Origin of the sequence: Salicibibacter cibi (assembly GCF_016495865.1) — a bacterium.
Taxonomy (GTDB): Bacteria; Bacillota; Bacilli; order Bacillales; family Marinococcaceae; genus Salicibibacter; species Salicibibacter cibi.
In genome coordinates this window covers 2,715,905-2,735,096 of the sequence record NZ_CP054706.1, presented here as the reverse complement: position 1 = coordinate 2,735,096, position 19,192 = coordinate 2,715,905, and the positions used below count along the sequence as shown (strand labels likewise).

General features: G+C 41.3%; 21 protein-coding genes and 1 pseudogene. 18 read left to right on the top strand and 4 right to left on the bottom strand.

Features of this window, described 5'->3' with window-relative positions; all coding sequences use genetic code 11:
- Positions 1–275: 275 nt before the first annotated feature.
- From HUG20_RS13650 to HUG20_RS13630, 5 genes and pseudogenes are all read left to right on the top strand, one after another.
- Positions 276–824: a PadR family transcriptional regulator gene (locus HUG20_RS13650; protein ID WP_200085199.1), complete on the top strand. Its 549-nt coding sequence runs from the start codon at positions 276–278 to the stop codon at positions 822–824.
- Positions 824–1,528 carry a DUF2306 domain-containing protein gene (locus HUG20_RS13645; RefSeq protein WP_200085198.1) on the top strand — a complete coding sequence of 235 codons (705 nt, stop codon included), beginning with the start codon at positions 824–826 and terminating at the stop codon, positions 1,526–1,528. Before HUG20_RS13650 ends, HUG20_RS13645 begins: the two co-directional genes overlap by 1 nt.
- 295 nt (positions 1,529–1,823) lie before the next feature.
- A complete protein-coding gene (locus tag HUG20_RS13640; protein ID WP_200085197.1) occupies positions 1,824–2,684 on the top strand; it encodes an AraC family transcriptional regulator in 861 nt (286 codons plus the stop codon).
- Between the two features lie 137 nt (positions 2,685–2,821).
- Positions 2,822–4,336 carry a transposase gene (locus tag HUG20_RS13635; protein ID WP_343073182.1) on the top strand — a complete coding sequence of 505 codons (1,515 nt, stop codon included), beginning with the start codon at positions 2,822–2,824 and terminating at the stop codon, positions 4,334–4,336.
- Positions 4,337–4,472: 136 nt separating this feature from the next.
- Positions 4,473–5,471 (top strand): annotated as a pseudogene (locus HUG20_RS13630) (IS630 family transposase).
- Between the two features lie 330 nt (positions 5,472–5,801).
- Here the strand turns inward: HUG20_RS13630 and HUG20_RS13625 are convergent.
- The 3 genes from HUG20_RS13625 to HUG20_RS13615 form a co-directional block, all read right to left on the bottom strand.
- Positions 5,802–6,185 carry a retropepsin-like aspartic protease gene (locus HUG20_RS13625; protein ID WP_200085196.1) on the bottom strand — a complete coding sequence of 128 codons (384 nt, stop codon included), beginning with the start codon at positions 6,183–6,185 and terminating at the stop codon, positions 5,802–5,804.
- Entirely contained in the window at positions 6,182–6,439 is a 258-nt protein-coding gene (locus HUG20_RS13620) for a hypothetical protein (RefSeq protein WP_200085195.1), read from the bottom strand. The genes HUG20_RS13625 and HUG20_RS13620 overlap by 4 nt, the downstream gene beginning before the upstream one ends.
- A gap of 208 nt (positions 6,440–6,647) precedes the next feature.
- Complete coding sequence (locus HUG20_RS13615; protein ID WP_246476416.1) at positions 6,648–6,983, bottom strand: cytochrome b5 domain-containing protein; 336 nt, start codon at positions 6,981–6,983, stop codon at positions 6,648–6,650.
- A gap of 304 nt (positions 6,984–7,287) precedes the next feature.
- On the opposite strand from HUG20_RS13615, the gene HUG20_RS13610 reads away from it, so the two are divergent.
- The 8 genes from HUG20_RS13610 to HUG20_RS13575 all read left to right on the top strand — a co-directional run bounded on the left by HUG20_RS13610 (position 7,288) and on the right by HUG20_RS13575 (position 14,105).
- Positions 7,288–7,899 (top strand): TetR/AcrR family transcriptional regulator, encoded by a 612-nt coding sequence (locus HUG20_RS13610; protein ID WP_200085194.1) that lies wholly within the window; start codon positions 7,288–7,290, stop codon positions 7,897–7,899.
- A gap of 427 nt (positions 7,900–8,326) precedes the next feature.
- Complete coding sequence (locus tag HUG20_RS13605) at positions 8,327–9,349, top strand: glycoside hydrolase family 113 protein (protein ID WP_200085193.1); 1,023 nt, start codon at positions 8,327–8,329, stop codon at positions 9,347–9,349.
- A 642-nt stretch (positions 9,350–9,991) separates the two neighbouring features.
- Positions 9,992–10,936, top strand: coding sequence for an ATP-binding cassette domain-containing protein (locus tag HUG20_RS13600; RefSeq protein ID WP_200085192.1), 945 nt, complete (start codon positions 9,992–9,994; stop codon positions 10,934–10,936).
- Entirely contained in the window at positions 10,929–11,702 is a 774-nt protein-coding gene (locus HUG20_RS13595; protein ID WP_200085191.1) for an ABC transporter permease, read from the top strand. Before HUG20_RS13600 ends, HUG20_RS13595 begins: the two co-directional genes overlap by 8 nt.
- Before the next feature lie 114 nt (positions 11,703–11,816).
- The gene (locus HUG20_RS13590; RefSeq protein WP_200085190.1) at positions 11,817–11,975 is read left to right on the top strand and encodes a hypothetical protein; all 159 of its coding nucleotides are present in this window, start codon (positions 11,817–11,819) and stop codon (positions 11,973–11,975) included.
- Positions 11,976–12,327: 352 nt separating this feature from the next.
- Complete coding sequence (locus tag HUG20_RS13585) at positions 12,328–12,876, top strand: Rossmann-fold NAD(P)-binding domain-containing protein (RefSeq protein WP_200085189.1); 549 nt, start codon at positions 12,328–12,330, stop codon at positions 12,874–12,876.
- Between the two features lie 110 nt (positions 12,877–12,986).
- The gene (locus HUG20_RS13580) at positions 12,987–13,178 is read left to right on the top strand and encodes a hypothetical protein (protein ID WP_200085188.1); all 192 of its coding nucleotides are present in this window, start codon (positions 12,987–12,989) and stop codon (positions 13,176–13,178) included.
- A 57-nt stretch (positions 13,179–13,235) separates the two neighbouring features.
- A complete protein-coding gene (locus tag HUG20_RS13575; RefSeq protein ID WP_200085187.1) occupies positions 13,236–14,105 on the top strand; it encodes an arylamine N-acetyltransferase in 870 nt (289 codons plus the stop codon).
- A 164-nt stretch (positions 14,106–14,269) separates the two neighbouring features.
- Here HUG20_RS13575 and HUG20_RS13570 read toward each other — a convergent pair whose 3' ends face one another.
- Complete coding sequence (locus HUG20_RS13570; protein ID WP_200085186.1) at positions 14,270–14,851, bottom strand: TetR/AcrR family transcriptional regulator; 582 nt, start codon at positions 14,849–14,851, stop codon at positions 14,270–14,272.
- A 212-nt stretch (positions 14,852–15,063) separates the two neighbouring features.
- Between HUG20_RS13570 and HUG20_RS13565 the strand changes: the two genes are divergently transcribed.
- From HUG20_RS13565 to HUG20_RS13545, 5 genes are all read left to right on the top strand, one after another.
- Positions 15,064–15,285: a hypothetical protein gene (locus tag HUG20_RS13565; RefSeq protein ID WP_200085185.1), complete on the top strand. Its 222-nt coding sequence runs from the start codon at positions 15,064–15,066 to the stop codon at positions 15,283–15,285.
- Positions 15,286–15,302: 17 nt separating this feature from the next.
- On the top strand, positions 15,303–15,986 hold the full coding sequence (locus tag HUG20_RS13560; protein WP_200085184.1) for an adenine nucleotide alpha hydrolase family protein: 684 nt from the start codon (positions 15,303–15,305) through the stop codon (positions 15,984–15,986).
- A 116-nt stretch (positions 15,987–16,102) separates the two neighbouring features.
- Entirely contained in the window at positions 16,103–16,480 is a 378-nt protein-coding gene (locus HUG20_RS13555) for a GntR family transcriptional regulator (RefSeq protein ID WP_246476415.1), read from the top strand.
- On the top strand, positions 16,477–17,349 hold the full coding sequence (locus HUG20_RS13550; RefSeq protein WP_200085183.1) for an ATP-binding cassette domain-containing protein: 873 nt from the start codon (positions 16,477–16,479) through the stop codon (positions 17,347–17,349). Before HUG20_RS13555 ends, HUG20_RS13550 begins: the two co-directional genes overlap by 4 nt.
- Positions 17,339–18,049 (top strand): hypothetical protein, encoded by a 711-nt coding sequence (locus HUG20_RS13545; protein WP_200085182.1) that lies wholly within the window; start codon positions 17,339–17,341, stop codon positions 18,047–18,049. The genes HUG20_RS13550 and HUG20_RS13545 overlap by 11 nt, the downstream gene beginning before the upstream one ends.
- Positions 18,050–19,192 lie beyond the last annotated feature (1,143 nt).

The window sequence follows — 19,192 nt, the reverse complement described above, 5'->3', positions numbered from 1 at the left end:
ATGGGTTGATTAGTTGTGTAATCAAGTATACATAAATGGATTTGAATTGTAAACCGTTATTTTTTCTTTGTGTTTCTTGTAAATGGAAACTAATCAGCCATCCAACGATGGGGTGAGTGGTGTGGAGTAAAACTGTGCCTTCTGAAACACGCTATACCGAACAACGGCGGTATCCAGCTCGCAGGCTTACAGGGAATACCTCATCTTTTTGGATGGAGAGTTGACATTTCTCATATATCATAATAATATATATCTAAAAGATATAGGTGATCAAAATGAAAACGGAACCCAAGTACATTATTTTAGGAATTTTAACAACGGATTGTCGTACGGGATATGAAATAAAGAAGCTGATGGATCAAAGTTTTTCTCATTTTTGGAAACTAAGTTACGGACAGATCTATCCAACGTTGAAAAAAATCGTACAGGAAGGATTAGCAAAAGCGCATGATATACAACAGGAAGGAACGCCGAATCGCAAGGAATACCACCTCACAGAGTTGGGAAGGGAAGAACTTAATAAGTGGCTTCGTGCACCTGTGGAGGAATTGGCCACCCAACGTAATGAACTGCTCGCGAAACTGTTCTTTGCACGTCATTTGCCTACGTCGGTGACGATTCAACATTTGCAGCATTATGAGGAACGATTAAAAGCACAACGAGAGGTCTATCAGAATATAAAAACAGGACTCTATGCGTATGAAAGTGAGAAAGCCGATGTCGATTATTGGGTGTTCACGTTGAATTATGGCATTAAAACCACGTCAGCAGCCATTGACTGGTGTGTGGATACGATTGAATGTTTAGAAAGAGGGGGGCTTTGATGTTTTCATTTTCGTTGATTATTCATGTTGTAGCGGGTTTCGTGGCTTTATTTACGTTATGGATGCCGTTATTTTTTCGAAAGGGCAGCAGGCGCCACCGTTTTACCGGTTGGATCTTTACGATCAGTATGTTCATCATCAGTGGAACTTCCGTACATCTGGCTTTATACAGAATCTGGTTTGATCCTACGGTGACAATTGAACAATTTTCTTTTTCCATCTTTTTGATTTTTATTGCGATATTAAGTTTTTCCACGGCAATGTACGGATTACGGGTGCTGAGATTTAAAAATCATAGAGGGAAACACCGACATGGAATCGATTGGTTGATTCCGGCCGTTCTTTTCATGAGCGCAATAATCATGAGTGTTTACGGTTTTATGGTTGCTGATTCTTTGCTAACCTGGTTTCCATTGCTGGGCGTTTTTCTGGCGTTATCTCAATTGACATACTGGTGGCGACAGCCCCGTTTTCGAAAGAGTTGGGTCGTTGAACACCTGTCCGGTATGCTCAGCTGCGGGATTGCGACGGTAACGGCGTTTGTTGTATTTGGGGCACCGCAAATGTTTGCCCTTGATGAAGCGCCTATTTGGTTATGGTTCACACCAGCGATTGTGATCACACCGCTGATTTCCTATTTTTCGATCAAAGAGAAACGTAAATGGCGGAAAAGAGGCAAGATTGATAAAACCAAGCCGGTATAATGGCGTATGAGAAACTAGCCTGCTATGCAAATTCGGAATTGAATAAACCTTGGTATTTAAAATAAACCAAAAGCTAAAAGGTTGCATTAAAGGCAATCTGATACACAGTGAATGGTTATTATAAAAAACAACTAAAGATCAAAACGAACAGCAAACTGATGGTATACGAAATAAAGAAACAAAGGCCATTTTTCGGAGTAATGCTTTTCTGGCTCACCCAACAAATCTGAACAGATTTTATCGGATGATTGAGTGATTAACTTGTTATTCTTAAAAGCGAAGGGAGGTTAATCGAATGGATTTGCTTGAAAATATGAACGCAGCCCTAGATTATATTGAAAACAATTTGGATGATGAGATTAACTATGAAGAGATTGCAAAGATCGCTTGCTTTTCTGAACATCATTTTAAACGAATGTTTTCGTTCATAGCCGGTATACCCTTGACGGTATATGTTCGTAGAAGACGTTTGACCTTAGCGGCTTTTGATTTAAAAGAAGTCAATATGAGAGTGATTGATGTCGCTGTTAAGTATGGTTACCATTCACCCGATTCATTTTCACGGGCATTTCAAACGCTCCACGAAGTAACGCCTAGTTCTGCCAAAAATTCGGATGTTCCATTAAAAGCTTATCCTCGAATGACCTTCCAAATTGCGATTAAGGGAGATGTAGAAATGAACTACAGATTTGTTGAAAAAGAAGCTTTTACCGTCGTAGGGAAGAAAGAAACAGTAGCGTCTAGTGAAACTGAATTTAATCCGAAAATGTGGGAGCATCTCGAAGAGATCGAGGAAAATGTAAAGCCATACGACAATACCTCGTTTTCAGGCATATTACATGTTTCATTGACTAAAGAGGACGGAGACATCGATTACTATATAGCTACAGCGACGACGAAGTCATGTCCCGAAGAATTTGAACAATTGCAGATTTCTTCCCATACATGGGCGGTATTTGAAGCAAAAGGGGAAATGCCAGAGGCATTATTAACGACATGGGAGCGAGTGTATACCGAGTGGTTCCCTACATCTGGTTATGAACTAGCTGAAGATCCTGAATTTGTTAGAGGAATCAACGATATAACGGAAATTTGGATACCTGTTAAGAAAAAGAAGCAAAAGAGGGGGGCGGATGCCCCCTCTTTTGCTTATTAAGTTGCGTGAACAGAACAAGCTGATCAAGTATCTATTTATTAAACAATTTATAACTATTCTGGACAGTCAAAAGTTCTTGCATAACTGCATAAAAAAATTCTAGCGTAAAAGCAGGAAAAATAACCCTTTTTAGCGAAATGGTATCCAAACATTCCAAGAAAGGAGACCAATCGCTGAAAGGGTTATACGAAACATTGTATCCGATTTCACAGCGATTGTCCATATTTATGCTAAAATTTATCGATACCATTTTGGCGTCATTTCGTCCCTGCTTTAACCGTGTTGCTACTTTCCATTGGTTTGTCGTCATTATTATAGGCATGATGATGCGTTCGGATCATTTGGGGGTTACCTCTATCATGCGCGATCTCGGGTTGCCTGTTCGTCGCTACGAAACGTTGATCCATTTCTTTCGTTCCTCCGCGTGGTCGCTGGAATCCCTTCGCAGAACATGGCTACAGGTGGTTAAACGTGTGGCCCCGCTCTCCTATGTCAAAGGGAAGGTGGTGCTTATCGGCGATGGGATGAAGCAGTCCAAGGAAGCTGAACGGATGCCCGGCGTCAAAAAACGCCATCAGGATTCCGAAAATTCCTCTAAAGCCGCGTACATCTTTGGCCATTTGTTTGGTGCCGTCGGCGTTCTCATGGGAACCCCGAAGAAATGGTTCTGTTTGCCGTTGGTCATGAATCTGCAAGATGGCGTGAAGACGATTTTTGGCTGGGACGATGCCTCACCAGAGCGGCAGGCGTCTCATGTCGTGCAGATGATCGATCAAGGTTTTGCGGCTGCAAACACGTTCAAACAAGCACTGCTGTTGTTGGATCGATATTTTCTGACCACGCCTGCGCTGAAACGATTGAATCAGTGCAATCAGTCAGGAGACGCTCATATGCATATCGTGACGCAAGCCAAATCAAATGTGGTGGCCTATGAACGCCCCGTCCGGAAAAAAGGCCGGGGTCGTCCGCGGAAGAAAGGCGATCGCGTCAAGTTGTACGATCTGTTTCAAACCCGCGCGTCCGAATTTCAAGCCACCACCGTCATCATGTATGGCAAGGAAGAGACGGTCCAATATCTCTGCCTGGATTTGCTATGGGGGCAAGGGCTCTATCAGGAACTGCGTTTTGTCTTGGTTAAACATAACGGGCGTTTGGCTATTTTGGTGAGCACCGACCGGACGCTTGCGGCTACGGACATCATCCAACTGTATGGGCACCGGTTCAAGATTGAATGTACGTTCCGTGAAATGAAGCAGGCCATCGGTAGCTTTGGCTATCGGTTCTGGAGTAAATCTATGCCCAAACTGCAGCGTTATCTGAAAAAGGGAGAATCCCACCCGCTAGAACACGTGAAGGACAAGGAGAACATCCGTCTGACGATCAAAGCCATCGAAGGATTCGTCATGTGCAACTGTATTGCGATGGGTCTGTTACAAATCATTGCGGTGCGCTATTCTCATCGTGTTCCGCGTTTGTTTTTCCGTTATTTGCGGACACCGTCCAAGGCCATCGTCTCCGAGGCTACAGTTATGGCTTATTTGCGCCGGTCGATTTTTTTCATGTTTGCCCGAAATCCGCATCTACCCTTAACGCAAATAATTCAAGAAAAGCGTCATTCGTCCGATTTTGACGATGATTGGTTGGCTTCATAGTGCTCAGAAGTTTTCACTGTCCAGTAAGTAAGGAAAATAATTATAAAGGGGCGGATTCCTAATGATAAAAGTCAAAATCCAAAACGAAGACCGGGATCCATCGATTCAAGAAATCAAGGGCGCTATACATGATCTTATGAAGAAGAAACCAAGAGACCTTCGCATATTTAGGCGATACCAAGCGATATTGATGTACTTAAAAGGGCGTACCTACAAAGAGATTGGCGAAATGATCCACTGCACCGAGCAAACCGTCTGCAGCTACGTTCGTGCATACAGGAAAGATGGATTAGAAGGATTGATCCCTGGTCACTCGCCTGGTCGCCCTAGATTATTGACGGATGACCAAGAACAGGAATTATATCAGCTCATTGTAGAAAAAAAGCCCGCCGATGTTGGTTTCCCACCTGAAATGAATTGGACAGATTCTTGATTTGAGATTGGATCGAAAAAACGTTTGATATCAATTATTCAGATCGCGGTGTGCGCGCCTTGCTACACCGCCTTGGTTTTAGTTACACAAAGCCAACCTACACATTGAAAAAAGCGGATCCGGAAAAACAAGAAGCCTTCAAACAAGACTTTGAAACGGCTAAAAAAAATGAAGAATGGCGAAATTGATCGAATTCTGTTCCAAGATGAAAGCATGATTCGAGATTATCAAGCACTAGCCAATACTTGGTTTCCAAAAGGACAACAGAAGATTATCCCAACTTATGGGAAACACCGAGGCGTCAAGTTACTGGGGACGCTGGATTATGCAACTGGAGAAACGTTTTGTGTCGAAGAAGAACGTTATGACGCAAAAGTGTTTTTGTCATTTTTAAAAAGTGTGCTCAAGAAGTATCCCAATCAAAAAATCGTCATGATTCTAGACAATTCCAAGATTCATCATGCGAAGCTTATTCAGCCATTTTTAGAGGAACATTCCCATCAACTACAACTCATGTTTCTCCCGCCATACAGCCCACAATTGAATTTAATCGAAGGTCTGTGGGGCTGGCTGAAAAAATCAGTGATCTACAATGTATTCTATGAGACTGTTGAACAGATTCGCGAAGCCGTCCAATCTTTTATTGCTAAGATCAATCAGGAGCCAAAAAAGGTTAAGAAACGGCTTTGTAGCAAGTTATAAATTCTTTTGTGCCAAGTATATAGAAGGAATAGGTGCTGTTCACTCCTTTTAAAGGAGCACTTTTTGCACATTCCTAATGCACGCATTGTACTCAGCAGTAGTGGCGCAACCACCGATCGCTTATGGTGATCTACTTTTTTCGAGCTCCTGTTCAATACAAATAAAGTTGTTTCCAAACATCTTTTCATTCCACAAACGCGCTCCGTTTAAGGAAATAGTTGTCCCCCTGATATTAGATGTGTTGTTTTAGATTTAATTTCATTTATTATTTGACAATTTATACTATCCAGCTTTCCTCAATAAAAAGGCTAATCTTAACATAGGCCCATATTATTTCGACGTATAAACTAGCATTTTATTCGTATCAACAACAAGCTTTGCCGAACTGATAAAATCAAATCCTAAGATACCATCCATTTTCATCCCATAATCCATATTTCCAATTTCAACTTCGAAGTCTCTTTGGCTAATTTCCTCGAGCTGTATCAAATTAAAATTCTTTACGTAAACGTATTCTACACCGCCAACGCCTCTAATTGTATCAACAATATCATTTTTTTCAGGTACAACGCCTATATTTTCTACAACATTTGCATTGAAAATTGTTCCTGCGGATCCAGTGTCCAATAATACGTTATCTAATCTCAATGTCTTTCCACGAAATGTTACTTCAAGTTCGACAAATGGAAGTCCATACTGAATGTTAATTTTCATCTTGAGCCTCGAATCCCTGCATACCTTTCGCGAGCCACTAAATTTTGTCTGGAAGTATGGAAAAAACAATATTCTCGTTGTGGTTGATCTTTTCGTAATTCCTCATATCGATTCATTGCTTCTAAGGAATTTTCGAATCTATCTATAATTACTACGTCTTCAATATACCTATATCCATTTTCTGAGTGCGCTTTTATTACTTCCAGGACAACCCATTCATTTGGGAATCGTTTTTTTACTTCCTGCCAACGCATTTTACTCCTCCGTTCCATTTGCCCCTATTATATCACAGAAATAAAGGAATTTTGCGTAAAGGATGTTCTTTCATAAACGTGTGCCTCTTTTCTTGAATAGTCATTTCTCGTTGAATTCATAATACAAAGGGCATAACTGTGGAACATTCCATAAAAAAACCTTTGGCATCATCTTATCCAAAGGGTTAAACTTCGCAACTCATTCCTATTATTCTTCAAGTGTACCGACAGTTGGTAAGTCTTCTAATACATCAGTCCCATGTGGAGCTTCTTCAATTTCTTCTGTGTGGTCCTCACCAGCCTCTAATCCACCAGCGGGGGCGTGTTCTCCACCGTCCCATTCTGCAACATCTGTAACGTCGTAAACGACTCCATCAACCGCTACATAAGCATCGTTTCCATCTTGCCCATCATATTCTCCGAGTTCTTCCAATGTAAATTCTTGATCTTCTTCAGTTTCATCTCCTTCATCCGTTGCTTCTTCTCCGCCACAAGCAGCAAGTAGCATGACTGAGCTGCCAAGAATCATTAATAATTTATTCACAGAAAACACAACTCCTTAAATTAAATAGATACTAAAGGTTTCTCCATACACATAATATAACATTTCGAATTTGACTCTTAATAGGCTTGTCATAGATTTGTCAGCTTTAATGCAAACGGTGAAACCTTTGTCTAACATTTCCAATATCGGTTGTGAACTTTAAATCACCTTTCGGGTGAGTAGAAGTCTGAGGAAGTTGTATACCCGGATACTTCCGTGCAAATGACATGACTTGACTCTATTTTGAATAAGTCCTACTCTTAAAAAGACTGAATGATTCAATCAAAATATAAGGGAGGATATTATGGCACCGTTAAATGAGGAACAATTAGACCAGAAAAAGAGGGAGCGAAAAGAACAAATTATGCGAGCCGCTTTAAAAGTGTTTGCGGATAATGGGGTTAAACTCACGAAAATAAGCATGATTGCAAAAGAAGCAAAAGTGAGTCATGGATTGGTCTATCATTATTTTGATTCAAAAGATGAAATACTGTATGAGAGTATAGAATGGGGGACGGAAGAAAATAGAGTAGCACAAGTGTTTAATGATCTGAATGAAAGCGGGAAAAGCCCCTTGGAAAAAATCAAGGCGTTTACCCAATTCGCATTTTCAGAAAGCGATAGGTGGGTAACTCAATCAGTTTTTCGGATTATGCAACATTTAACTGTAGCGGATGGTTTACCAGCTCATATAAGTGAACTCGTAAACAATACAGGGCAGTTATACATAGAAGCATTATACCCTATATTTCTTGAAGGACAGAAATCCGGAGAGATCATTCAAGGAGATGCTGAAGAGCTGCTGGGCGTTTATTTAACTGTTTTATCAGGTATTATGGCGGATGACCCGTCATTCTGGAAAGAAAACACGGAATGGAAAGTTGAAATCCTTTCACGGATGATCTCGGTTCGTTAAATATTTTTCTCAAAAAAACATTGACATATCGGCAGAATACCTTTAATCTTATATCGACTGATTTAATCAATCAAATCAATTATATTTTTTGAAGCGTCATTGACTGATTTGTTCAATCTATATTTGAAATGAGACGATTTTATGACAGATTCCGTTATTCAGTAAAAAGTATTAAAAAAAGTTACGGTAAGAAAGCTGTTGGAAAACAATTGCTGGACCATTTAACTGAGGGATCAGATCAATCGCTTGAAAAACGATTGGAACAAGCAATTTCTTCCTTTGAGGGGCGTCATTTGCTTCAATGGATCAACCTATGTCATAGCAATAAGTGAATGAAGGTGATCAAACTCATACACATTACTGTTGAAACTCAATCTGAAGGGCAAGATCTAAGGTTGAGGCTGGTTTGTATGTAAAGGAGATATAAATGAAAAATCAAAGAGCATTGATGCAAAAGGGAGTAAATTATGATACGGGGACCAATTTCAGCCCGGATTCTCTGACTCGTGAATGGCTAGAGAGGTTAATGGAACAAGAAATCCGCGCGATACGCGACCAGTTGCATTGTACTTCAATCCAAATTTATGGTACGGATGTGGATAGATTGATAGCATGTGCAAAGACTGCCTTAGAGAATGGTCTTCACGTATGGCTTCAGCCTCGACTGGTAGAGGGAAATCAAGAAGAAACATTAGCACATTTGTCGGAAGTCGCACGGGCGACCGAACAATTGCGAAAGAAATACAAGAGAATCGATCTAAACCTAGGCTGTGAACTTTCAATTTTTTCTTCCGGTATGATACCAGGAAATAATTACGCCGAGAGGGCATCGAAGCTGAGTACGATGTGGTGGCTACTTCCATGGTATAACAAAAAATTGAACGATTATCTTAGTAAAGCATGTAAAGTAGTTCGGGAGAAATTCAAGGGTAAGATAAGTTACGGAGCAGCACTCTGGGAACGTGTTAATTGGAAAGAGTTCGATGTAGTTGGTTTGAATCTTTACAAAGTACCTTACAATGAATCAAGATATGTTAAAACCCTCAGGAAGTTTCATCGACAAAATAAACCGATTGTTATTTTTGAATTTGGATGTGCCACCTACGAAGGTGCGGATAAAAAGGGGCCAGAAAGTCATGAAATTATAGATTGGAGTACTTCAATTCCCCAAATTAAAGGAAATGTTAAAAGAAGCGAGAGAGTACAAGCGAATTATATTATTGACCTTCTCAAAATTTACAAATCAGAAAATATCTACGGCGCATTCATATATGATTTTATTCAGCCTTATCATCCTTACTCTCCGGATACACGATATGATTTAGATATGGCTGGATATAGTATTGTAAAGGTTTACCCGCCTAATTCTGAAAAACCATATGAAAGTGGCTATTGGGAGCCTAAAGAGGCATTTCATGAAATTGCTAAGTTTAACACAACCAATAAATAACTGGACAGTCAAAAGTCATCAAGCTTAAGAAGCCAGCCAATCATCGTCAGAATCAGGTATTTCCTTCTTCATTTGAATTATTTTGGTTATGGATAAATGCGGCTGTAGGGCAAACATGCGAAAAATAAATTTGCGAAGATAAGCCATCACCGTAGCCTCTGAGACGATGGCTTTAAGACGGTGTTCTCAAATAGCGAAAGAAGCGTGCTTCGGAAATGACTGTTTACTATTTCGCTTCCATACAAGGATTGATGAGGATAAAACTTAATATGGGGGAACGGTTCAAAACGCCTAATCTGAAAATAGTAATAGCCTTTTTAATAAAGATGATTATAATGGAACACCGATAATGGATTAAGACTATTACATTATACAAACGGTCGCGATTGTGGAGGATGATTAAACAATTTTTTTATAACAAATTTCGTATGCAATAGCTGGACGAATATGAAAAGTAAAGAACTATTTTTTAGAAATAGCCGCATTTTTGAACGGAACAATGCGGCATCTCATCATCAAAAGTAAACAACTTTATTTTCACTTAACACTTATATTAATTGAATTAGTCAATCGAATTTAAGAGGTTTATTCTCATTTTATTTGACTGAATTAATCAATCAATATATAAAAGGGGACGATTTTATGCCCGATCCTGTTATTTCAGCGAAAAATATTAAAAAAAGCTATGGGAAGAAAATGGTTTTGGATGGCATCGATTTTGAAGTGACCAAGGGCTCTATTTTTGCGCTACTTGGAGAGAATGGAGCGGGAAAAACCACCATGGTTCGTATTTTATCAACCTTGATGAAAGCAGATGGGGGTATTGCAACCATTGGCGGTTACGATACAGATCGTGAATCCGCTTCTGTAAAAAAAATGATTAGTTTAACCGGTCAGTACGCAGCAGTAGATGGATTATTAACAGGTGAAGAAAATCTGATCATGATGGGGCGATTAAATCACCTGGACCGCAAGACAGTAAAAAAGCGCACAGCAGAACTGTTACAACAATTTGATTTGCAAGATGCAGCTAAAAAACGTGCACAATCCTATTCCGGCGGAATGCGCCGCAGGCTTGACATCGCCATCAGTCTGATTGCGGACCCGGAGGTCATTTTCCTTGATGAGCCGACAACCGGACTGGACCCACGCAGTCGGAAGAATATGTGGCACATGATTCAGCGGCTTGCGGAGAGCGGCGTAACCATTTTTTTAACAACGCAATATTTGGAAGAGGCCGATCAGCTTGCAGACAAGATTGCCGTGATCAGTGGAGGTAAAATTGTCGAAGAGGGCACGGCTGAGGAGTTGAAACGCATGGTCGGAGAAGAAAAGGTGGCATTCACTTTTTATGATTTGCCATCGTGTCGTAAAGCTCGGGATCTTTTGGATGCGCAAATGGACGTAAATGAAATGAGTATTACCGTTACAACGGAAGGTTCACCGGAGAATATGCGCGGGCTGTTGAACACATTGCATGAATACGGCACAGATCCAGCATCTTTTACCTTCCGTCATCCGACACTGGACGATGTGTTTATGGATATAACAAGTGATGATAAGAAAGGGGTTGTTGTCAGTGAGTGAATCGAAGTGGTATTGGGCCATTTTAGACGGATGGACGATGTCCAAACGTAGCTTAAAGCATATTTTCCGAGAAGCAGAGTCACTGGTGATGGCGATCGGATTACCAGTAGCCATCATGATTATGTTTGTCTATGTTTTCGGAGGAGCGATTCAGACGGGGACCGATTATGTGAATTACGTTGTCCCCGGGGTAATCATCACATGTGTCGGTTTTGGGAGTTCGATCATCGCGGTTAGTGTTACACAGGACATGGTCGGTGGCTTATTTGAGCGTTTCCGCAGCATGCCGCTTCTCCCATCTTCATTAATGGTTGGCCATGTTATCGGAGGATTCGTTCGCAATGTGATCGCGACGACAGTGGCCATTCTCGTTGCCTTGCTTATTGGTTTTCAGCCAGATGCGGGGTGGCTGGAATGGCTTGGTGTGATTGGGGTCTTGACCCTTTTCATGTTATCCATTAGCTGGGTATTTGTTGTTTTTGGTTTACTCGTAAAAAGTGTAGAAGCAGCTAACGCTCTTACATTTCCTATGTTGTTTCTGCCTTATTTGAGCAGTGCCTTTGTACCAACCGAAACTATGCCTTCATGGCTCCATGCATTCGCTGAAAACCAGCCGATGACTCCGCTGATAGAGACATTGCGCGGCCTTTTGCTCGGAACTCCAATTGGTCATAATCATTGGTTGATGATTGCTTGGTTTGGTGGATTATTGATTGTGTCAATGATCATCGCGACGTTTCTATTCAAACGTCATAAAGGCGAATGAGATTTTGTAATGGAATTAGCATAGTGGGGATAGTAACAATAAAACGCAACGGAATAAATGTGCGCGGTCTTTGATTGTCAAAATTCCTAAAATAATTTAGAGAGGTGTTTTAAAATGGAGAAACAAAAAAGAATTGAAATTGCGCAATTAGCTGCAAATCAAAGAGATGTATCTCGTGAGGTAGCAGCTGTTTTTGTTGATGATTATGAGAAAGACTTAGCATTTCTCTCAAACAAAATAGGGATCAACACTAAAATCTATGGTTGGAAATAGGTGTAATGATAACGATGGTAACCGCTACGAAAAAACACTGCGCTTTCCCACAGGTGTCTCCTTGTTTTTCCTTTGCTAGGCTAGAGTTATTACCATCATTATTCACTAATATCAACGATAGATTTTGGTGAGGAGCCGTAATATTTTTGAAACATAACGTACGACAATGGTCGTAGAAAAGGTCTTATCGATGATAAGGCCTTTTTTGTATGGAATATTTAGACTGTCGTACGAGGCAACTGAACATGAAAAGCCGTACAGTAAAGATAGATCACCTTTCAAAAGTTTAAAAGTAAACAAAGAGACATTGAATATGTCAACGCGTTGTGAAAACGGCGATAGGAGGATCGTTATGAAACATGCCATTGTATTTGGTGGAACAGGAATGCTCGCAGGGGCGACAAAATGGTTGATGAAAAGTACAAACCATATATCAGTAATCGGGAGAAACAAACACAGGTTGGAACAGCTATATCCGGATCATGACAACAGTGATTTACGGCTCGTCACATTAGATTACAAGGATAATGAGGCGTTGAGCCATTTTTTACGACAAACCATTCAAACGTATGGTCCCGTTAATCTTGTTGTATCCTGGATTCATAACGTTGCGCCTGATGCTATTCCTATCATCCTTGAAGAAATGAATCATTATCAAAAGGATCAATGGCGCTTTGTTCACATTAAAGGGAGCAGTCACGATCTCTCATCGATACAAGCACAAATCACTGTCTCTAAAAATTGCTTATATCGTGATGTGCAGCTCGGATTTAAAATTGAGGAGAATGTTTCACGATGGTTAACGCATGAAGAGATTTCCAAGGGTGTTATTTCAGCCATTCATCATGATAAGAAGAACACCGTTGTTGGAACGTTACAACCCTGGAGAAAAAGACCATAGTAGTTGGTGAGGTTAAGTTAAGTAAATCAAAGGTACACTTAAATAGGGACTGCTGAATAGCGGAAAAAGACTGGCACATAAGCATTTTCCGTTGGTGTTGTCGAAGCTGGATGCAAGGAAATCCATCCTATAAACAAACCCTTGCGCTTCTGGTAACGTACGGAGGGATGACGTTGCAATGGCGAGACTCCAGCGGAAAAACGGACGCGTCAAGACCCCGCAGCGCCGGTTTTGCGCGAGGAGGCTTGACCGTTCGTCCGCGGAAAGCGAAGCCATGGAAGCGGCATCCCGGCTTCAGTTGATAGCTGCAAGTTGTTCAGCAATCCCTAAAAAATTTATTATTGAGGGAGAGAAGAATAATGACTCAAAAACAATTACCTCTATGGGCAAAGGATTATTTACAATATATTCAAGTGCCGGCTAGAGAACCTTCCTATTCGTATTTAAAAGAAATTAGCACTGCACATTTAAACCAAATACCTTTTGAGAATATTAGCACTTTGTTGCATTACAAGGCATACCACGAGGAAAGAAAGCTTGTGGAGGATGAAAAAAAGTTTGTTAAACAATTATTTCAGCATCATATGGGCGGAACATGTTATATGTTGAACAGCAGCCTTCATCAATTGTTAAAGCAGCTTGGCTTTCATAGCCGTTACACTTTCTTAGGCGGAGGTCATGTAGCTTTGCTTGTTCGACTTCCCGGTGAAAAGGAAGAACTGTATGTTGATATAGGGAATGGTGCACCCTTTTTTGAACCTATTCGATTAGAGACAGACCCGGGAAATGTTTCGGAATATGGGGGAATTGAAGTGAGACTTCGTCCGGGAGATGAATTCGGAACGTATAAATATTACCGGTATGTAGATGGAACGTTACTCACGGATATGGATTGGTCTTTTGACACAAAGAAAAGCTATCAATTTGATGATTTTCAACCGGCCATACAAAAATATTTCCAGCCCAATGGTGCATTTACATCGGTTTTACGCTGTCAAATTTGGCAATTAAGTCAAAAGCGTTCATTATCTTTGGTCAATAATGTATTGAGCATCCGATATAGGAATAGAAAAGTCGAGAAGCAAACATTAAAAGATCGTTTCGAGGTTCGAAACGTTATCGAGGAAGAATTCAAGCTCCCTAAATTGCCTGTCGAAAAGGCCATAGGAATTCTTGAGGGAATGGGTGTCAATATTTTTCAAGAGCAAAAAGAAGATGAGGCTGATTGAGCGTTCGAAAATAGGTATGATTCTCCACGTCTCTAAAAGAAATGCAGAGACGCCATGACAATATGAGGAATTTAAAACTGGAAAGCGACCGATATCTGGACGTCGTATCAAAAATATAGGAGTCGGATGATGGGGATTGACTTGCAAGATGATTTGTATCTTTATTAAGCCCTGACTCCGCGCCAAAAGACCATCCAAGCCGATTCAGCATGCCGTTCTATTTCATCGGACGTATAAATGGTGGTTTCGTCAGCAAGACCTTCGATTAAGCAGAAATACGTATGCGCCATACTTTTGGCATGGAGCTCCTTTGTTACTTCTTGTGACGCCTGACCTTTAGCGATCACATTCTCCAAAAGCCTGTTTGCTTGTTTCTCACTTTGTTCCACGTAAGCGGTTAATTCGTTTTCCAATCCTTCTGGCGGATAATGCATAAAACGATTATAAAACTGATTACTCGCATCATCGCTGATCAAATCCTGAATATGCGTTTTAAATGAATGATATAACACTGTTTTTACATTCGGCGCTTGCACATCAAGGGATCTTCTGACAAAGTCAACGTTGTTGTCCGCCATTGCCTTCGTTACATCTATAAATAACGTTTCTTTGCTTTTATAATGCGCGTATAAGGAAGGTTTTTTAATCCCAACCTTCTCCGCAATTTTTGTCATTGACGTACCATCATAGCCATTGATCGCAAAAAGTTCCATGCTCTCTGCTAAAATTTTCTCTTTCGTATCCATGATGCGCTCCTTTTTTTCATTAAGGTATTTACAACAAAATCAAGGTGGGTTATAATTTGTCTGCCTACCGATCGATCGTTAGACAATGTTCATTATAGCCTTTCTGGTTATTCGTGTAAAGGAAGAGCATTATTAAGTGAATAATTAGGGACTGCTGAATAACGGAAAAAGACTGGCACATAAGCATTTTCCGTTGGTGTTGTCAAAGTTGGATGCAAGGAAATCCATCCTATAAGCAAAATCCTTTGCACTTCTGGCAACGTACGGAGGGACGGTGCTGCAATGGCGAGACTCCAGCGGAAAAACGGACGTGTCAACACCCCCGCACGCCTTTAGCGAGGAGGCTTGACCGTTCGTCCGCGGAAAGCGAAGCCATGGAAGCGGCATCCCGGCTTCAGCTGATAGCTGCAAGTTGTTCAGCAATCCCTGATTAGGAAATGGGTGATGAAAAATGGTTTTTCCATTGATGAACAAGGATAAGATTCTTGTGTTGCTGGACTTTGATTTATACAGTCCAAACACAATACTCAGAGGCGCACAGCTAGCCAAAGCGTTAAACAGTGACTTTGAAGTTCTTTTTTTGATCGAGTCTGATAGAGATAATTTTGATCAACCGGAAATAGAACTTGCCTTCGCTGAGAGTAAAAAGCTCAGTAAAGATTTAGGAGCCAGTGAATTTAAGATTAAAGAATTCAGAAACCATCAGAGGCTGGTTAAATTTTTGGAAGCATTTACAAGGGATACGGGGTTCACGCAGCTCGTATTGGCACATGTAGCAGAAAGCCGATGGGAGGAAATGATCCATGGTTCTTTTATGAACCTTTTGATGAAGCGGATGACTTTTTTGGAACTTCATTTTATCCCTCAAGATGTTGCGTTTCCATATGAAAAATTGCCTTATGATAAGGGCGTTTATGCGTTTCTTGAACCGATGGAGGAAAATGATCACTATTATCTTACAGAGCACAAAACGAAAACAACAGTTGAAAACGGTGTTTTCTTTAAAGAATCGGGTACTGATTTTGATAATGGGGTATTTCTTTCATTTAATGAAGATAAACTTTTCACTTCCTATCAGGTTCGAGACAGCGTTGCCACTTTAAAAAATAAAAATGTAAAATTGAATGAGATCTAGCAGACTAAACACCGCTCGAATTTCGGGCGGTTTATTTTATTGACAAAAAAGACTGTTTGGTATATGGTTAACCACATAACCAACTAACCATAATAGATGAGAGGTGGTGCAAGTAGGTGTGGCAATCATTGGATGATCATCAACCGGTTTTCATACAAATACGGGAGATGATTGAAAACGAAATTGTGGAGGGTGGGATCAAGGAAGGTGAACAGGCCCCCTCCACCAATCAACTTGTCGATTATTACACGATTAATCCTTCCACGGTTTTAAAAGGGATTAACCAACTTGTGGATGAGGGGATTCTATATAAGAAACGAGGAGTCGGAATGTTTGTCGCGGAAGGGGCACGAAATCAACTTTTACAAGCACGGAAAGAAGCGTTTAAAGAGGAGTACGTCTGGCGAATGATGCGCGAAGCAAACAGGATTGGCATTTCCAACGAAGAGGTACAAGAAATGGTTCGATTGATGAAAGGAAGGGATGACCTGTGATTAAAGCTAAGGAACTCTCACTCAAGTATGGCGAACATTCCGTGTTAAAAGACATTTCATTTGAACTGGAAGGTGAAAAAATATACGGTTTGCTCGGTCGAAACGGAGCGGGCAAAACATCGTTATTATCACTGCTTGCAGCCTTTAATCAGCCGTCGAGCGGTAACATTACGGTTGATGGCGAAGCGCCTTTTGAAAATGCTCGTGTCATGGAGAGCATTATGTTCATTCGTGATGTGAAGTTAGAGGAAGAAACAGAAACCGTAGAGAAGTGGATCGAGTATATAGCCGAATTTCGTCCTCTCTTTGACCATAGCTACGCTGCGCAGCTTGTCCGAAGGTTTAAACTTCCTCTTCATGAAGCTGTAAATAAACTATCGACCGGGATGCAATCGGCGCTAGGGGTAACCGTTGGTTTGGCCAGTCGTGCACCAATTACGATTTTTGATGAAGCATATTTGGGGATGGATGCGCCGGCACGGAAAATTTTCTACGAAGAAGTGTTGAAGGATTACATGGAACATCCGCGGACGATCATTCTATCCACGCATTTAATCTCAGAAATGGATGGGTTGTTTGAAGAAGTCCTTGTTATAAAAGAAGGTTCGCTCCTCCTCCATGAAGATACGGAAACGTTGCTGGATCGAGGAACGACGGTCATCGGTGAAAAGTCACGAGTGGATCAATTCACGGCCGGAAAGAAGGTATTAAACGAACAATCACTGGGCGGAACAAAATCAGTGATGATTTACGACGGTTTTTCCGATGATGAGCGAAAAGAAGGAAAATCGCTTGGCTTGGAATTCAGCCCGATTGCATTGCAAGAGTTATTCATCCATCTGACAGAGGAGGAGAAGCATGAACAATAAATCTGTACTCGTTTCTAAAATGATGTTCGGGACATTTTTACAGTGGACGATGTGGGTGGTCGGAATATTTTTGTTGATTTACATTGCTGTTCAAATTGTTTCTATAAATGTTAGCGGAATGATGGAAACGACAATATTGGATGCCGCCATGCAACCGGCAAGAGTATTCTTATTTGTCACGGGAGTGTTGTCAATGGGCGGTTTCCTGAGCGAGTTTGTCTCCAATGGTGTCACCCGCAGAGATTATTATCTCGGTGCAACCTATACTCTCTTCTTCCTTGGATTTGTGATGACCCTTCTTGCGGGGAGCTTGTATGGACTGGAACGTTTGCTTTTTTCTTTGACAGGTTGGGATCAATGGCTTTCCGGTGCAGCGGTTGCCGGGGATGAGACTGTCATATTGACACTGGGAATGGTTTTTTTCCAATTCGTGATCTGGTATCTTCTTGGCTGGTTCATTAGTGCAGGCTTTTACCATCATTGGCTCCTTGGTTTCGGTTTTATTGCTGTTAGTATTGTCGCTATAACCATTAATGATTATGTTTGGGGTGAAACAGCTGGCACGTTGACATTTTTTCATTGGCTTCTGCCGGTTGAGCAGTTTTCCGTGGGGTTGGCTATAAGTACGAGTGTCATTCTAATCATTCTGTTGGTTACGCTCATGCGTAAGCTAACTAAAAATGCTGTGGTGGAAGTGTGAAAATAAAGGACGAAAAAAAAGAACTTGGGCGGGTTTTATACTCGTCCTAGTATAACGTTTCAAAAATGCTTTCCTGCACAAAAATCCGGCCAAACGATGATCAACCACAGCAACTGAGGACTCAAAATGCAGTTTTTAACCCCGATCAGTCCTCAGACCGGACAACTGAGGACTCAAAATGCAGTTTTTAACCCCGATCAGTCTTCAGACCGGGCAACTGAGGACTCAAAATGCAGTTTTTGACCCCGATCAGTCCTCAGATCGGGCAACTGAGGACTCAAAATGCAGTTTTTAACCCCGATCAGTCTTCAGACCGGGCAACTGAGGACTCAAAACGCAATGTTTGACCCCGATCAGTCTTCAGACCGGGCAACTGAGGACTCAAAATGCAGTTTTTAACCCCGATCAGTCCTCAGATCGGGCAACTGAGGACTCAAAATGCAGTTTTTAACCCCGATTAGTCCTCAGACCGGACAACTGAGGACTCAAAACGCAATGTTTGACCCCGATCAGTCCTCAGATCGGGCAACTGAGGACTCAAAATGCAGTTTTTAACCCCCCGATCAGTCTTCAGATCGGGCAACTGAGGACTCAAAATGCAGTTTTTAACCCCGATCAGTCCTCAGACCGGACAACTGAGGACTCAAAACGCAATGTTTGACCCCGATCAGTCCTCAAAGAATCGGGAGATATTTGAATAGGAGTTTCAGAACTTCTGATATAGACTACTAGTGCAGCCTGTCGGAAATAAGCGATCACACCGACGACCGGAAGACCGTATTAGGACTTCAAACTGGGGTTAGTGATCGATGGGATTAAACTGCCACAGCCCGAGTGAAGGTATCAAAGGCTATCGTCAATGACCCAATGTCTTCTCGCGAAGCAGGGCTCCCCGGTCACCATGAAACGGTTATGGCGACCGAACACGAAAACCAATCGCTCGTTCGGTCGCTGTCCTCATGATCGGGTAATTAAGCCACCTTGCCCTAGTTTTTCTGCTTTAATATATTCGCAGGTTTTGTACTCTGCTTCAACGTAATAAAAATGAGTTATAATGTTGAAAAGAAGGGGAACTTTTATGCGCTCCCACAAGAAGCAAAGGAAACGTTTTATCAGAAGTTGGAATATACATTGGTGCTTTTA

Excerpts from the sequence above, each read along its gene's own strand:
- HUG20_RS13650 (WP_200085199.1), top strand. The coding sequence starts at position 276 with ATGAAAACGGAACCCAAGTACATTATTTTAGGAATTTTAACAACGGAT.
- HUG20_RS13645 (WP_200085198.1), top strand. The coding sequence starts at position 824 with ATGTTTTCATTTTCGTTGATTATTCATGTTGTAGCGGGTTTCGTGGCT.
- HUG20_RS13640 (WP_200085197.1), top strand. The coding sequence starts at position 1,824 with ATGGATTTGCTTGAAAATATGAACGCAGCCCTAGATTATATTGAAAAC.
- HUG20_RS13635 (WP_343073182.1), top strand. The coding sequence starts at position 2,822 with ATGGTATCCAAACATTCCAAGAAAGGAGACCAATCGCTGAAAGGGTTA.
- HUG20_RS13625 (WP_200085196.1), bottom strand. The coding sequence starts at position 6,185 with ATGAAAATTAACATTCAGTATGGACTTCCATTTGTCGAACTTGAAGTA.
- HUG20_RS13620 (WP_200085195.1), bottom strand. The coding sequence starts at position 6,439 with ATGCGTTGGCAGGAAGTAAAAAAACGATTCCCAAATGAATGGGTTGTC.
- HUG20_RS13610 (WP_200085194.1), top strand. The coding sequence starts at position 7,288 with ATGGCACCGTTAAATGAGGAACAATTAGACCAGAAAAAGAGGGAGCGA.
- HUG20_RS13605 (WP_200085193.1), top strand. The coding sequence starts at position 8,327 with ATGAAAAATCAAAGAGCATTGATGCAAAAGGGAGTAAATTATGATACG.
- HUG20_RS13600 (WP_200085192.1), top strand. The coding sequence starts at position 9,992 with ATGCCCGATCCTGTTATTTCAGCGAAAAATATTAAAAAAAGCTATGGG.
- HUG20_RS13590 (WP_200085190.1), top strand. The coding sequence starts at position 11,817 with ATGGAGAAACAAAAAAGAATTGAAATTGCGCAATTAGCTGCAAATCAA.
- HUG20_RS13585 (WP_200085189.1), top strand. The coding sequence starts at position 12,328 with ATGAAACATGCCATTGTATTTGGTGGAACAGGAATGCTCGCAGGGGCG.
- HUG20_RS13580 (WP_200085188.1), top strand. The coding sequence starts at position 12,987 with ATGCAAGGAAATCCATCCTATAAACAAACCCTTGCGCTTCTGGTAACG.
- HUG20_RS13575 (WP_200085187.1), top strand. The coding sequence starts at position 13,236 with ATGACTCAAAAACAATTACCTCTATGGGCAAAGGATTATTTACAATAT.
- HUG20_RS13570 (WP_200085186.1), bottom strand. The coding sequence starts at position 14,851 with ATGGATACGAAAGAGAAAATTTTAGCAGAGAGCATGGAACTTTTTGCG.
- HUG20_RS13565 (WP_200085185.1), top strand. The coding sequence starts at position 15,064 with ATGCAAGGAAATCCATCCTATAAGCAAAATCCTTTGCACTTCTGGCAA.
- HUG20_RS13560 (WP_200085184.1), top strand. The coding sequence starts at position 15,303 with ATGGTTTTTCCATTGATGAACAAGGATAAGATTCTTGTGTTGCTGGAC.
- HUG20_RS13545 (WP_200085182.1), top strand. The coding sequence starts at position 17,339 with ATGAACAATAAATCTGTACTCGTTTCTAAAATGATGTTCGGGACATTT.